We start from the raw sequence: 14,400 nt of genomic DNA on the forward strand, positions 1-14,400 counted from the left end.
TCGGCTGAATTTAGCGGAACTTATTCGATGTAGCCGAGCACGGTTCCAACTTCGTAGGTTTCACCGATAGCCGCCATGATCTTCAGCGTGCCCGATGCAGGCGCTTCCACTTCGTTGGTGGACTTGTCGGCTTCCAGAGAGAACAGCGGCTGGCCTTCGGCTACCTGGTCCCCATCGTTGGCGAGCCACTCTGCGATCTGGCCCTCTTGCATCGAGAAACCGATCTTGGGGAGCAGGATTTCAACGGCCATGGTCTTTCTCGATCCTTGTGCAAATGTCTTTGCCGTTGCCTATCGCGCGTCCGCGCACCGGCATAGGGCCGAGAGCGTGGGCGCGTGCAGGTTTCGCCGGTACGATCACATCGCCAGCGCCGCGTTTTCTCGCGCACAGTCCGGCACGGCCAGCGAAGCGTGCTTTTCCGCCAGTTCGGCGCGGGCGGCAGCAACATCGGCCGCAAAAGCGGGTTCCGCGTTGAGGCGGGCGAAGACGGTGGCCGCAACGATGCGCCCTTCCTCGATATCGCTCAGCCAGTGGACGTTACAGATCCGCCGACTCTCTCCGAAGGCACGACCGCGCGCCACCAATTCACCGGCGCGATCGGGCACAAGATCGGCCAGGATCAGCCCCATGCCGAAGCCGATGGCGCTATGGCCCGATGGGTAGGACCCATCCTTGCGCAGCATCGCCTCCTGATCGGGTGTGCAGGTCGCCTTGCCGTTCTCCATGAAAGGACGCGCGCGCTGGTAGCGGTTCTTGGTGGGATAGCTGGCCAGGCCGAAGTCCATCATCGCCTTCAGCAGCAGCGCCTGCGTCTTGGGCGTCGTATCCGCGCCGATGCGGAAGCCGGCGGCGCAGGAGAAGGTGTCGGTCACCTTCGGCGTGAACAGATCGGCATCGATCTTCGCCTGTTCCCAGCGCGGCGTGCCCTGCATCGCGATGGCCGCTGCTGCCGCCTCCTCGTCACGCGCCTTGGCCGCAGAGCCGGGCGCGGGCGGCGCGGGATTGTAGAGCAGGCTGTTCGGCGCGCCCCCGCGGGGCAGATAGCTGCCATGGCTCATGATGGAGGCCATGGCCGCCCTGGTTGCATCCGAGGGCGTCGTCACGGGGGCCGCTGCGGGAGGTGCAACTTGCGCCTGCCCTATCGCCACGCCGGCGGCGCCCGCCGCCACGACAATCGCCCCGCAGATGCTCGCTGCAAGCCTTGCGCCCTTCATCGCCGATCTCCCTTTTCCTGCTATTCACGCATTTTTCCGAGTGAATAGCAGGATTGCAGGGCGCGGCCATCGCGCAAGCGCTGAATGAAGACCGGTATCGCCGGGGCAATTGCCTCAGGCCGGTACCTTGCCGTCCTCATGCGCCATCCAGTGGACGAAACGATGAAGCGGATACATCGCATCGTGCGGATTGCCGATCGTGGAAGGCCCTGCCTCGCCCAGATGGACCACGCGCTGCGCGCCGCCCGCCGCCAGCCGGTCGCGATAGTCGGCCATGCGGTCGAAGGGGTAGAAACCCACCGTCTGGGTAGCGACGTTGATCCACTTCACCGCTTCATCAAGGCTGTCCACGCGCACGACATTGGCGGTCTTGTTGATCGGGTGGAAATCGACCGGCTCCTCGGATCGGATGACAAGACCCTTGCCGTCGGTCCGCCCCCAGACGCCGTATTCGTCGTCCATCAAGGTCATCGTATCGACCGCCTCGCGCATGTCGCGGTCGAGCGGGCGCACGTCACCGCTCTCCGCCGCGCGGCGGGCGATATGGTGGTGGAGGCGTTCGCAGAAGCGGTCCACTTCCTCCTCACTGCCCTCCACGAACTGGAACCGACTGGCGACGCAGGCCTCCTGGTTCAGCGTCATGACGTCAGCCGAGCAGAGGTCGGCAACGCGGTCCACGGTCGCCTCGTCCACCAGCCCTTCGCGCCCGACCATCGAGATGGAGGTCTTGGGATCGAACGAAACGAGCTGAAATCCCGGACCCAAATACTTGATAACATTGTTGATCGCATCGCCACCACCCCAGGCGACGATCTTGTCGAAGTACTGCGGGCGATAGAGCACGCGCTCGGTCGCATCGTCACCGCCGCGCCAGTAGACGGCCGACATCGAGCGGACGATCGGATGGTTCGGATCGATATCCGCCATGGTCCGCAAGATCGCGACCATGGTGAAGGGATCGGCGCTGCTCATCTTGAACAGGTTCACGCCCTTCACCATCGATCCCTGCGCCACCGACTTCACCGCCACGCCTGGTGAATTGCCCGGAAGCACATGGATCAGGCGCGGCGCGAAAGCGCGCACGAAGCTCTTGCGACCAGTGAAATCCTGCTTCGGCACCCACTCATCGAGCGCGCGCGGATCGGGGAAGTTCTGCTCCACCTCCGCCATCAGCACGCGCTTGTCGAGATAGGCGGCGGCATGGCGCGCGGTGTTCTCGACGACGGCTCGCGGCAGGATATGCGTACGGCACATCCGCTCGATGCATTCCTGCATGTGATCGTTGTCGGAAGCGGTCAGGCGCTGACCGGTCTCGACGAGGAAATCGATGATTTCCGCCAGCGGCACGTTCAGCAGCGGCGGTACTTCGGTGCGTGGCGGCACCGCGCGGTCGAAGGGTATCCTAGGTGTCGCGAAGGTAACGCCAAGGTCACGCGACTTCTGGATCACGTCGGTGCCGTGCAGCACCTCACCACGCAGGAAGAACGGGGCCGAAACGAGTTCTTCATTTTCAGTAACTTGCGCCACAGAGTTCATGCTACACCTCGCACGTAAGCGTCCACCGTACCCGCGCAACCGATCTTGTCGTCACCTTCCAGATCCGCGTAACGCACGATGTTGTCACGGATCGAAGGACCATGGTTGCCGCATTTGCAGGGGCTGTAATCCAGTGAGATCTTGTCGCCGGTGATCACCCCGCCCCAACGCCCGTCGAGCGAGAGATCGAAGAACGCCGCGCGACCTTCCATTTCACCTGAAGTGTGATCGAGAGCGTTGTCGCCAGACTTGTCGAGCAGCACCGGCACGATCCACGGCGGCACGTGATAGCGCCCGCCCTCGCGGCACTTCGGCATGCCGGAATTGAGTTCCTGCATCGAGTAATTCTGGAAGTGGCGATCCTCAGGTATGTTGAAGGTATCGAACACATACTCCTGATAATCATCAGGAAGTTGCGCGCGCTTCAGCCCCCCACCAACGTAGATCGAATTATCCGGATCGAAGTCGGCCCGGCCATATCCGGCATCACGCACCGCCTTGGCGACCTGCCACAGCCCGCTCCACAGGCCCGAAAGCTGGAGCTTGCGATGGCGGTTCTCGATGATGAATTGCGCCGTCGCCGGGATGGCATCGGCCACCGCCTTGGCGCGGGCGGCAGACGTTTCCTCGAACGCGGCAATCTCATCCGGGCGCGCGGTGCCATCGGCGATCTTCTTGCGCATCACCACCATGGAGGTCAGCGAACCCACGGTGATCGGCGGCACCGGATAGTGCCAGCGCGGTGCGGAAGGATCGGCGAAAGCCTCATACTGCGCCTGAGCAATCGTCGCGTTCTTGGGCACGGTGGCCACCGGCGCACAGCCGACGATCACGCGATCCTGCGCCGGAACCACGCCGGAGCCCCAGGAAAAGACGTTGACCGTATCGACCTTCGACCAGTCCATGTCCTTCTGCGAGGCGATCAGCATGGCCGACTTGCCGGTGGTACCGCTGGAGCACGAGATGAAGTGCCCCAGCGCCGCCAGCCGCTCGATCCATTCATCGATACCTTCGACATTTTCGAGGTTCAGCCCCTCGATCGGATAGGGCGAAATCGTGCCGAGCCACTTGGTCAGCCGATCCCAGCGCTCCTCCATCAGGAAGCTCTCAGGATACGACTTGTACGCGGTGTGCGGGAACAACAGCGGCACGATGTCAGCGATGGACCCGATCTTATCGATCCCGGCGTCACGGGCCCGCAGGCTGAGCAGCTTGATGCGATCCTTGCGCTCCTGAAACCGCTCGTCGAGCGCGGCCACCTGCGTTTCGCGCAGTTCATCGGCGCTGAAACTGAAACGCTGCGGATCGGCGACCAGCGCCATGAGCTTGTCGGCGGCTTCACCCATTCGATCTCTCCCAAATCCGTGCCGGTCAAAGCACGCGACTGGACGCCCGGCTTCGACTCGATTAATGGCAACTTGTGCGTATCATTATTCACGATTCTCTTGGCAGGGCAAGCGAGATCGGTTCCTATGGCGCGATGAGCGAGCCAGCCGACGTGATCGACACCCCAGCCCCATCAGCCCCCACCCACGGGGCCAGCGTCCGCGCCGGCCGGCCGACGCGCGAACAGGCGCGCGCGCGACACGAACAGTTGCTGGACTGCGCGTTCGAGAACTTTCTGGACAAGGGCTATGAGCCGACCACGATCGAGGGGATCGCCGCCGAAGTCTCCATGACCAAGCGCACGGTCTATGCCCGCTATCCGGAGAAGGCGGCCCTCTTCCGCGCTGCCCTGCGTCGGGGAACGGAACGCCGCGCCGCCAGCCTCGAACGGATCGAGGCAACACGAACGGGGAATCTGGAAGCCACGCTGGTCAATATCGCCATGCTGCGCATCGAACTGGCCGGCACGGAGGAAGGCGTGAAGATGCAGCGCCTGATCAATACCGAGGCTTACCGCTTCCCGGATATCTTCCAGACCTATTACGAGATCGCCGCGCTGCCGACGGTGGAGTTCCTGGCCGGTATTCTGGCCGAAGAAACCGCCGCCGGGCGGCTTGCGGTGGATGATCCGATGCTGGCGGCCAACGTCTTCATGAGCATGGTGGTCAGCGGCCCGGTGCGCTTCCTCGTTTCCGGCAATGCACTGAGCGCGGCGGATGTGCGCACGCGCGTCGATTTCGCGGTGCGGCTGTTCCTCAAGGGGGCGGAGCCGCGCTGACGACACACGAATAGAATGGGAGAGAAGCAAAGATGTCCGGAAACACGGATCCGATCCAGCCGCCGAAACGCCAGCGCTGCGTCGTAATTACCGGGGCCAGTTCGGGGATCGGGCGCGCGAGTGCTGACGCTTTCGCGCGCATGGGCTGGCACGTCATCGGCACTGGGAGAGACGAGGATCGGTGTCGGGATGCCGCCGGCCAAATCGCGGCGGTGGCCGCCAATGGCGGCTGCGTGGACTTCCTGCGTGGCGATTTCACCGAAATGCGCGACGTGCTTCGTGTCGCCCACGAGATCGGCGAATTGACGGACCGCGTCGATGTGCTGATCAACAACGCCGGCGGCGTGCGCGACGGGCAATATCGCACTTCCGAAGGGCTGGAGGCGACATTCGCCGCCAATCACCTTGCGCCATTCCTGCTGACCCGCGAACTGATGCCCCTGCTGGAACGCGCCGCCGGCGAAAGCCCGCCGGGGCTGGTGCGGGTGATCGCCGTATCCTCCGCCGGGCACGCAGCCTGCCAGGGGATGCGCTGGTACGACCTCAACATGGACACCGCTTTCGACGCCAACGCCGCTTATTGCCAGGCAAAGCTGGCGAACCTGCTGTTCGCGCGCGAACTGGACCGGCACGTGCGCGATCGGGGCGTGATCTCGCTGGCGATGCACCCGGGCCGCGTCGCCTCCAACTTCGCCAGCCATGCGGACGAAAAGATGCAAGCGTGGATGGCCGCGAACGAGAGCGTTCCGCCCGAACAGCCCGCTCGCACCTTGGTCTGGCTGGCCACGGCCGTGGAACTGGGCGGCATGGGCGGCCGCTATTTCCATGAACTGGCGGAAGAGCAGCCGGCACTGCAGGCGCAGGACGATACAGCCGCAGCAAAGCTATGGACCGAAAGCGAAAAGATGCTCGATCGCATTCTTGCTGTCGCGCACTGACCATCGCAACGAAATCGTCGCGCTACAAGGATCGCCCCCGGGTCACTCTCGCGCTTGACCGGAGTGTCTCGTGCGCCTCAAGGAACGCCTCCGCCTTCAAGGAGTTCGACAGGATGACCGCCACTCTCAATGATCGCACCAGTGACAGGCCCCGTCGGAGTGCGCTCTACCTTCCGGCCTCCAACGAACGGGCCATCGCCAAGGCGCGCACCCTGCCCTGCGATGTGGTGATCCTGGACCTTGAGGACGCCGTGGCGCCCGAGGCCAAGGATGCCGCGCGCGAAGCGGCAGTGAAGGCGGTTGCCGAAGGCGGATTTGGCCACCGCGAAGTGGTGATCCGCGCCAACGGGCTCGACACCGAATGGGGCGCGGCCGATCTTGCCGCCATCGCCGGATCGCAGGCGGACGCCGTGCTCGTTCCGAAAGTGAATGGGCCGGAAGACATCGAACGCTACAACCAAGCGCTGGCCGGCGCCGCGCCGGACATGCGCCTGTGGGCGATGATCGAGACTTGCGCGAGCGTGGGCAACCTGCCCGCCATCGCCGCCATGGCCAAGACGACCCGGCTGTCGCTCTGGATCATGGGCACCAACGATCTTGCAAAGGAAATGCGTGCCCAGCTTACCCCGTGTCGCACGCCTTTCCTGCCCTTCCTGTCGATGGCGGTGGCGGCAGCCCGCACCCACGGCGTGAGCATCCTCGACGGCGTGTGCAACGAGTTCCGCGATCTCGACGCGTTCGAGGCGGAAGCGCGGCAGGGCCTGATGTTCGGCTTCGACGGGAAGAGCCTGATCCATCCCGCGCAGGTCGAACCCTGCAATGCAGTGTTTTCACCGTGCGAGGCCGATCTCGCGTGGGCGCGAACGGTGATAGAGGCCTTCGCGCTGCCGGAAAACCAGGGCAAGGGCGCAATCCGCGTGGATGGCAAGATGACCGAACTGCTCCATCTCGATCAGGCGCAGCGGCTCGTGGCCGTGGCGGAGCAGATTACAGCGGCAAGCTGACGTAAAAAGGGGCGGAAAAATCATCAGCCCCTTCCCGTAAGTCTTACTCTCCGTGCGCCGGAACCTTGGCAATCTCGCCCGGTTCGTTGGCAACCACCTTCAGCACAGCGGTCCATGCATCGACGTTCTGCTGAAGCGCGGCGGGATCGACCTTGTCCAGCGTGTCGTCCGGCGTGTGGTGCAGATCGAAGTAATGCATGCCGTCCTGCCCCAGGTCGATCACGGCCAGATTCTGCGCCTGGATGATACCGGACACGTCCTCGCCGCCATCGGCCGCACCTTCGTGCGGGGTGATGCCCATCGGCCAGAGCGCGGCCTTCACCTTGTCCACCATCGCCTGGTTCTGCGGCGCGGTGCTGAACTTCACCTGCCACACCTTGTCGGCGCCGAAGTCGCTCTCCATCGCCAGCGCATGCGGTTCGGAACCATGCATCCGCACATAGGCGGCGTTGCCGCCATCGCTGAGGCCCATTTCCTCGTTACCGGCCCAGAGTACGCGGATCGTGCGCAGCGGCTGACCATCCTTCTGCGCGGCCAGCGCGGCAGCCGTCACGATCGCGCAGCCGGAAGCGTCGTCGATCGCGCCGGTGCCAAGGTCCCAGGAATCGAGATGGCAGGCCACCACGATCTTCGGCAGCGAGGGATCACGGCCCGGCAGTTCGGCGATCACGTTGCCTGAAGGCGCGTTGGGGAACGGCTTGCCCGCCAGCGTCAGGTCCAGCTTCATCGGCTGCCCACGCTTGGCGATACGTGCGATCAGGTCGGCATCGGGGTTCGAGACGGCGCCGGCCGGGATGGCGTTCACGCCCTTGGGAAACATGGTCGTGCCGGTGTGCGGATTGCGATGGCTGTCCGTCCCCGCCGAGCGAATGACGATTGCCGCCGCACCCTTTTGCGAGGCGATGGCAGGCCCCTTGCGGCGCACGTCGCCATAGGGGCCGTAACCCGAACCGTCCTGTGCGGGCCGCATGGCGTGATCGACGAAGGCGATCTTGCCCTTCAGCGATCCGTCCGGCGCGGCACGCAGTGCGTCCAGCGTCGGGAAATAGACCATGTCCGCCTTCAGGCCACCCACCGGGGTCGGCACCGACATGCCCAGCGCCGCAATCGCCAGCGGCTGCGAATAGGGTGCGGTCAGCACCGCCTTTTCGTCACCGCGCGTCCAGGCGAGCGTGGTGAACGGCTCCACCTTCACGTTCTGGAAGCCCAGCGCCTTCAGCTTGGCATCCGCCCATGCCCGCGCGCGGCCTTCTGCCGGTGAGCCGGCGATGCGCGGGCCGATCTCGGTGGTCAAACCCTCGACGATATCCCAGGCGACGCCCGAACCCTCTACCGGTGTGGCGAATGCAGGAGCAGCGACGAGCGCGGCGGCGGAAGCGGCAAGAAGCGCCGCGCGGGTGAATGAGCGTTGCATCTCAACTGGCTAGCGCGCCCATCGGGTTCTGCCAACGGGCCCGTAGGAAAAATTGGAAGGGACCAGAACCTGCCGGGCGCCTGCCCGGAATCTGCCCAAAACATGGACACCCGGACCGCCGATCCACGCTCTTGAAAAACGGCGGATGCAGCCCGATTTCAGGGTTTCGTGTCGGGCGGGCCGTCACATGAGGCCGCCGCCCGCCCCTGCCCTTGGCAACGCGTGCCCGCACCTGTAGAGCGGCGCGCAAGACACCCGACATTTCGATCTTACAGACTTTCCATCCAGAGGAATCCGATGGCCGCGCAATACGCCTTCGTCATGAAGAGCATGACCAAGACCTTCCCCGGCGCCCAGAAGCCGGTGCTGAACGACATCAACCTGCAGTTCTATCAGGGTGCCAAGATCGGCATCGTCGGCCCGAACGGCGCCGGTAAGTCGACCCTGATCAAGATCATGGCCGGCATCGACACCGATTTCACCGGCGAAGCCTGGGCGGGTGAGAACATCACCGTCGGCTATCTGGAGCAGGAACCGGAACTCGATCCGACCAAGACCGTGCTCGAAAACGTCAAGGACGGCGCCCGCGCGACCGCCGACATGGTCGACCGCTTCAATGCGATCGGCATGGAAATGGGCGAGGAAGACGCCGATTTCGAAGCGCTCGGCGCCGAGATGAGCGAACTGCAGGACAAGATCGACGCGGTCGATGGCTGGACGCTCGACAACCAGCTTGAAATCGCGATGGAAGCGCTGCGCTGCCCGCCGGGCGACTGGCCCGTGGACAAGCTTTCGGGCGGTGAAAAGCGCCGCGTGGCACTGACCCGCCTGCTGATCCAGAAGCCGTCGATCCTGCTGCTCGACGAACCGACCAACCACCTTGACGCCGAATCCGTCGAATGGCTGGAAAACCACCTGAAGGAATACGCGGGCGCGGTGCTGATGATCACCCACGACCGCTACTTCCTCGACCACGTGGTGGACTGGATCCTCGAACTCGACCGCGGAAAGTACTTCCCGTACGAAGGCAACTACTCCACCTACCTGGAGAAGAAAGCCAAGCGCATGGAGCAGGAGGACCGCGAGGAATCCGGCCGCCAGAAGGCGCTCAAGGACGAGCTGGAGTGGATGCGGCAGACCCCCGCCGCCCGCCAGACCAAGTCGAAGGCGCGTATCCGCAAGTTCGAACAGCTTCAGGAAGCCCAGGCCGGTCGCAAGCCCGGCAAGGCCCAGATCGTCATCCAGGTGCCTGAGCGTCTGGGCGGCAAGGTGATCGAGGTGAAGAACATCTCGAAGGCCTTCGGCGACAAGCTGCTGTTCGAAGACCTGTCCTTCATCCTGCCGCCGGGCGGCATCGTCGGCGTCATCGGCCCGAACGGCGCCGGCAAGTCCACGCTGTTCAAGATGCTCACCGGCAAGGAAACCCCGGACGAGGGTTCGATCGACATCGGTTCGACCGTGCACCTGGGCTTCGTGGACCAGAGCCGCGACCATCTGGACCCCAAGAAGAACGTCTGGGAGGAAATCTCCGACGGGCTCGACTACATGAAGGTCAACGGCCACGACATGTCGACCCGCGCTTATGTGGGCGCGTTCAACTTCAAGGGCGCCGACCAGCAGAAGAACGTCGGCAAGCTGTCGGGCGGTGAACGCAACCGCGTCCACATGGCCAAGATGCTGAAGGAGGGTGGCAACGTCCTCCTGCTCGACGAACCGACCAACGACCTTGACGTCGAAACGCTGGGCGCGCTGGAAGAAGCCATCGAAAACTTCGCCGGCTGCGCCGTGGTCATCAGCCACGACCGCTTCTTCCTTGACCGTCTGGCGACTCACATCCTGGCGTTCGAAGGCAACAGCCACGTCGAATGGTTCGAAGGCAACTTCGAAGCTTACGAAGAAGACAAGCGCCGCCGCCTTGGCGATGCGGCCGATCGTCCCACCCGCCTTGCCTACAAGAAGCTGACCCGCTGATCCTGGCGATTTAGCTTACGGAACAAGGCCGTCGTCCGGAAAGCCGGGCGGCGGCCTTGTTCATTTTAAAATGCGTCAATATGAACAAATGGCAACAACGCGGTTCACGGATTCGACAGCACGTCTCCTATATCCAATGTCTTAGGATAAGCCGCGAAGGGGTGCGGCAAGTCCGGTTTGGAGACCGGAAATGAATACGAAGGGTACGACACTGAAGACGAAGTTCCTCAAGAGCGCGGGTGTAGCGGGGGCCATGGCGGCGGCGCTCACGTCGCTTGCGGCCCCTGCGATGGCCGATGATCGTCCGCGTCAAGGCGCCCGGCCGGAAACGAACGGCCGCGAAGGGCGCAGCCCGCCCCAGCAGCGCCCCGCGCCGCAGCAGCAGTTCCGCCCGCAGATGCAGCCGCAGGGCCGTCCGCAAGGCATGCCCCAGGGCCAGCCGCAAATGCCGTCTCAGGCCGAGGCGCGGCCGGCCCATGCATGGTCGGGATCGCGGCCGCAGGCCCCTCAGCAGGCTCAGCCGCAGAATCGTCCGGACTGGAACGGCAATCGTGGCAACGGCAACCAGCGCCCGCCCCAGAATCAGAGCTGGGGTGGACGCCCGCCGCAGCAGCAGGATAACCGTGGCCAGAATGACCGTGGTCCCGATCGCCGACCGGACTGGGCGCAGAACGGCAACCGGCCTGGTGGCCCCAACCCCGGCCAACCGCCGCAAGGCGGATACAACCAAGGTCGCCCGCCGCAGGGTGGCCCCGACCGCAATCGCCCATCGTGGCAGGGCAACAATCCCTCCTGGAAGGGCAGCCAGCCGAACGACCATCGCTGGTCCAACGACGACCGTCGCGGGAACAGCAATGACAACCGCCGGTGGAGCAACGACGACAACCGTCGGTGGACCAACGACTGGCGTCAGGACCGCCGCTACGACTGGCGCGATTATCGAGACAGCCACCGCGACGTCTATCGTGGCCGGCCGTACTATTCGCCCTATCGCGGCTATGCCTATCGCCGCGTAAGCATCGGTTTCACGCTGGGATCGCTGTTCTACGGCAGTTCGTACTGGCTGGACGATCCGTGGATGTACCGCCTGCCGCCCGTCTACGGCCCCTATCGCTGGGTCCGCTACTATGACGACGTGATGCTGGTGGACGTCTACACCGGCCAGGTGGTCGATGTGATCTACGACTTCTTCTGGTAACACCTTGATGCCCCCTGAAACTTCGGTTTCGGGGGGCATTTTCGCGGCGGATTGATCTTGCCGGCGGCTTGGTTAGTCTACCCGTCGATGCGGGGAGACAGACATCCTGACAGTGAAGCACTTGCGCGGATCGGCGCCGGCGTTCGCGACCGCCTTGCACGCATGGAAGCGGTCCATCGCGCGCCCGTCGATACCGCCGAAATCTACACCGTCGACAACTTCATACCGGCCGCCGTCTGCCGCTGCCTGACGGGCCTGATCGACGATGTCGCCAGCCCTTCCCGCCTGGTGGAAGAGGATGACTGGGCCGGTTATCGCACCAGCTATTCGGGCGATATCGATCCCGCCAACGCGATCGTCCGCGCGCTGGAGCAGGATCTCAACCGGCTGACCGGGCTGGACACTGCCCGCAGCGAATGCGCGCAGGGCCAGCGCTATCTCTGCGGCGAATATTATCACGAGCACTGCGACTGGTTCGATACCAGCGCCGATTACTGGCACCATGAGGATTGCAATGGCGGCCAGCGAAGCTGGACGGCGATGATCTACCTCAACGCCGTGGAGGAAGGCGGCTATACCGACTTCACGAAGCTGGGCCTGCGCGTCCGCCCCCAGCCCGGCACCCTGCTGCTCTGGAACAATGCCTGCCCCGATGGCTCGCCCAACCCGTGGACCCTGCACGCCGCCCGCCCGGTGGAGCGCGGCGTGAAGTACGTGGTCACCAAGTGGTATCGCGCGCGGAACTGGCAGTGAGCGCGCGTCAGCACTCCTCGCCGTCTTCGGCGGCCTGCCGCGTTTCCAGATATTCGAACAGATGATCGAAGCGGCGGTGCAGCCGGATGATTTCCAGCTGCGTGCGCAAGTTCACTTCGTAATCGTGCCGCGCGGTGATCCGGTCCTTATCCGCCTGCCGGTTCTGGCTCATCATGATGACCGGCGCCTGGATCGCCGCCAGCATCGAGAGCATCAGGTTCAGGAAGATGTAGGGATAGGCATCGAAGGGCTTGATCCCCATTGCCTGAAGCACGCTGGAATTCAGCAGCATCCAGACGAACAGCACCACCGCAAAGGCAACGATGAAACCCCAGCTGCCGCCGATCGCCGCCACCTTGTCGGCAAGGCGATCGCCGTGGGAGGCGTGCAAGGCGGCCAGTTCGTCGGCATCGGGGCCAACCAGCGTGCCCGACGCGATGCGGTCGAGCACGTGCTGGTCTTCGGGATCGAGTTCGGTCAGCTTTCGCCCGAGAAGCTCTTCGGCGAGTTCCTCGGGCGTTCGCGGATTTTTGCGCATTCTCGCCCCTGATCGTGGTGTTATGCGGCCGAAAGGGCCTCCGCGATCAGTTTGCGCGTTTCGGGCACGCCGTAAAGGGCAATGAAGCTGCCCATGCGCGGGCCCTGCGGCGAACCGAGCAGCGTTTCGTAAAGCGCCTTGAACCAGTCGCGCAGTGTCTCGAAGCCATAGGCCTCGTTCTTGCCGATCTCGTAGACGGCGTTCTGCAGCGTTTCAGCGGAAGCACCCGCTCCGGCCTTTTCCAGTTCTGCATCCAGCACCTTCAGCGCTTCGGCCTCGTTGGCGCTCGGCGCGCGGCGCTTCAGGGTCGGCGCGATGAAGTCGCGGTTGGTGGCCAGCGCGGCGCGGACCATCTCGCCCAGTTCGGGGTGCGCTTCAGGCCGGGCGTCCTCGATATAGTTGCCGAGGTAGGACCAGACCTGCTCCGCCGTCGCATCCGCGCCCAGCACGCCGACGAGGTTGAGCAGCAGCGAGAACGTCACCGGCACGGTGTCGCCCGCGCCCGCCCCCGTTCCGCTGGCGCGCAGCAGGTGCCAGACGGGGTTGCCAAGCTGCTTGTCGATCGCCTGATCGGCCAGATTGCCGCGGAACTGCCAATATTCGTCCACCGCCTTGGGGATCACGCCGACGTGAAGCTGCTTGGCGCTCTTGGGCTCGCGGAACAGGTAGAAGCCCAGCGATTCCTCGGTGCCGTAAGTCAGCCACTGCTCGATGGTGAGGCCGTTACCCTTGGACTTGGAGATCTTCTCGCCATTCTCGTCCAGGAACAGTTCGTAGATCAGGCCTTCGGGCTTACGACCGCCCAGCACCTGCACGATCTTGCCCGACTGGGTGACCGAATCGGTCAGATCCTTGCCGCACATTTCGTAGTCGACACCCAGCGCATACCAGCGCATCGCCCAGTCGACCTTCCACTGCAGCTTGGCCTTGCCGCCAAACACCGTCTGTTCGACGACCGAGCCATCCTCATCGGTGAAGCGGATCATGCCGGTGGCGGCATCGAGCACTTCGACCGGAACCTGAAGCACCACGCCGCTGGTGGGCGAGACCGGCAGCACCGGCGAATAGGTCTTGCGGCGTTCCTCACGCAGCGTGGGCAGCATGATGTCGAGGATGCCCTGGTTGCATTCCAGCACGCGGGTCAGCGCGGCATCGAAGGCACCCGAATTGTAGCGATCGCTGGCCGAAACGAATTCATAGTCGAAACCGAAACGGTCCAGGAAATCGCGCAGCATCGCATTGTTGTGATGCGCGAAGCTTTCATGGGTGCCGAAAGGATCGGGAATGCGGCTGAGCGGCTTGCCGAGATTGGCGGCCAGCACTTCGGCGTTCGGAATATTGTCCGGCACCTTGCGCAACCCGTCCATGTCGTCCGAGAACGCGACGAGGCGCGTCGGCGCGCCGCCGGTCAGTGCCTCATAGGCGCGGCGGACCAGCGTGGTGCGCAGCACCTCCTGGAACGTGCCGATATGCGGCAGGCCCGAGGGACCGTAGCCCGTCTCGAACAGCACCGGCGCGTTATCGGGTTTACCGTTCGGGTAACGCTTGAGCAGCTTCTGGGCCTCCTGGAAGGGCCAGGCCTTGGACACGCGTGCGGCTTCGATCAGGGCTTGTTCAGTCATGGGCGCGCTATGACGCGAAATCGCCGCATTTCGCAAGCGCGAAGCTTA

Annotated in this window: 13 protein-coding genes; 6 read left to right on the plus strand and 7 right to left on the minus strand. The window is 64.1% G+C overall.

The window, feature by feature from the left end; all coding sequences use genetic code 11:
* Nucleotides 1-20: 20 nt before the first annotated feature.
* The 4 genes from WBP06_RS07835 to WBP06_RS07850 form a co-directional block, all read right to left on the minus strand.
* Nucleotides 21-251: a biotin/lipoyl-containing protein gene (locus WBP06_RS07835; protein ID WP_395333523.1), complete on the minus strand. Its 231-nt coding sequence runs from the start codon at nucleotides 249-251 to the stop codon at nucleotides 21-23.
* 105 nt (nucleotides 252-356) lie between these two features.
* Complete coding sequence (locus WBP06_RS07840; RefSeq protein WP_395333525.1) at nucleotides 357-1,214, minus strand: phosphatase PAP2 family protein; 858 nt, start codon at nucleotides 1,212-1,214, stop codon at nucleotides 357-359.
* A 114-nt stretch (nucleotides 1,215-1,328) separates the two neighbouring features.
* Nucleotides 1,329-2,750 carry an acyl-CoA reductase gene (locus WBP06_RS07845; protein ID WP_395333527.1) on the minus strand — a complete coding sequence of 474 codons (1,422 nt, stop codon included), beginning with the start codon at nucleotides 2,748-2,750 and terminating at the stop codon, nucleotides 1,329-1,331.
* Nucleotides 2,747-4,096 carry a hypothetical protein gene (locus WBP06_RS07850; protein ID WP_395333529.1) on the minus strand — a complete coding sequence of 450 codons (1,350 nt, stop codon included), beginning with the start codon at nucleotides 4,094-4,096 and terminating at the stop codon, nucleotides 2,747-2,749. Before WBP06_RS07850 ends, WBP06_RS07845 begins: the two co-directional genes overlap by 4 nt.
* A gap of 134 nt (nucleotides 4,097-4,230) precedes the next feature.
* Here WBP06_RS07850 and WBP06_RS07855 point away from each other — a divergent pair, with 134 nt between their 5' ends.
* The 3 genes from WBP06_RS07855 (at nucleotide 4,231) to WBP06_RS07865 (ending at nucleotide 6,856) form a co-directional block, all read left to right on the plus strand.
* On the plus strand, nucleotides 4,231-4,914 hold the full coding sequence (locus WBP06_RS07855; protein WP_395333531.1) for a TetR/AcrR family transcriptional regulator: 684 nt from the start codon (nucleotides 4,231-4,233) through the stop codon (nucleotides 4,912-4,914).
* A 32-nt stretch (nucleotides 4,915-4,946) separates the two neighbouring features.
* On the plus strand, nucleotides 4,947-5,852 hold the full coding sequence (locus WBP06_RS07860; RefSeq protein ID WP_395333533.1) for an SDR family NAD(P)-dependent oxidoreductase: 906 nt from the start codon (nucleotides 4,947-4,949) through the stop codon (nucleotides 5,850-5,852).
* A 113-nt stretch (nucleotides 5,853-5,965) separates the two neighbouring features.
* Complete coding sequence (locus WBP06_RS07865; RefSeq protein WP_395333535.1) at nucleotides 5,966-6,856, plus strand: HpcH/HpaI aldolase/citrate lyase family protein; 891 nt, start codon at nucleotides 5,966-5,968, stop codon at nucleotides 6,854-6,856.
* 43 nt (nucleotides 6,857-6,899) lie between these two features.
* Here the strand turns inward: WBP06_RS07865 and WBP06_RS07870 are convergent, their stop codons facing one another.
* Nucleotides 6,900-8,270 (minus strand): M20/M25/M40 family metallo-hydrolase, encoded by a 1,371-nt coding sequence (locus WBP06_RS07870; RefSeq protein ID WP_395333537.1) that lies wholly within the window; start codon nucleotides 8,268-8,270, stop codon nucleotides 6,900-6,902.
* Between the two features lie 297 nt (nucleotides 8,271-8,567).
* On the opposite strand from WBP06_RS07870, the gene ettA reads away from it, so the two are divergent.
* The 3 genes from ettA to WBP06_RS07885 all read left to right on the plus strand — a co-directional run bounded on the left by ettA (nucleotide 8,568) and on the right by WBP06_RS07885 (nucleotide 12,192).
* Entirely contained in the window at nucleotides 8,568-10,241 is a 1,674-nt protein-coding gene (gene ettA, locus WBP06_RS07875; protein WP_395333540.1) for an energy-dependent translational throttle protein EttA, read from the plus strand.
* 190 nt (nucleotides 10,242-10,431) lie between these two features.
* Nucleotides 10,432-11,439: an RcnB family protein gene (locus WBP06_RS07880; RefSeq protein WP_395333542.1), complete on the plus strand. Its 1,008-nt coding sequence runs from the start codon at nucleotides 10,432-10,434 to the stop codon at nucleotides 11,437-11,439.
* Between the two features lie 87 nt (nucleotides 11,440-11,526).
* Nucleotides 11,527-12,192, plus strand: coding sequence for a prolyl hydroxylase family protein (locus WBP06_RS07885; RefSeq protein ID WP_395333545.1), 666 nt, complete (start codon nucleotides 11,527-11,529; stop codon nucleotides 12,190-12,192).
* A 7-nt stretch (nucleotides 12,193-12,199) separates the two neighbouring features.
* On the opposite strand, the gene WBP06_RS07890 is transcribed toward WBP06_RS07885, so the two are convergent.
* Complete coding sequence (locus WBP06_RS07890; RefSeq protein ID WP_395333547.1) at nucleotides 12,200-12,730, minus strand: DUF1003 domain-containing protein; 531 nt, start codon at nucleotides 12,728-12,730, stop codon at nucleotides 12,200-12,202.
* A gap of 20 nt (nucleotides 12,731-12,750) precedes the next feature.
* On the minus strand, nucleotides 12,751-14,352 hold the full coding sequence (locus WBP06_RS07895; RefSeq protein WP_395333549.1) for a lysine--tRNA ligase: 1,602 nt from the start codon (nucleotides 14,350-14,352) through the stop codon (nucleotides 12,751-12,753).
* Between the last annotated feature and the right edge of the window lie 48 nt (nucleotides 14,353-14,400).

The sequence above is a fragment of the Novosphingobium mississippiense genome, assembly GCF_044029535.1.
Taxonomy (GTDB): domain Bacteria; phylum Pseudomonadota; class Alphaproteobacteria; order Sphingomonadales; family Sphingomonadaceae; genus Novosphingobium.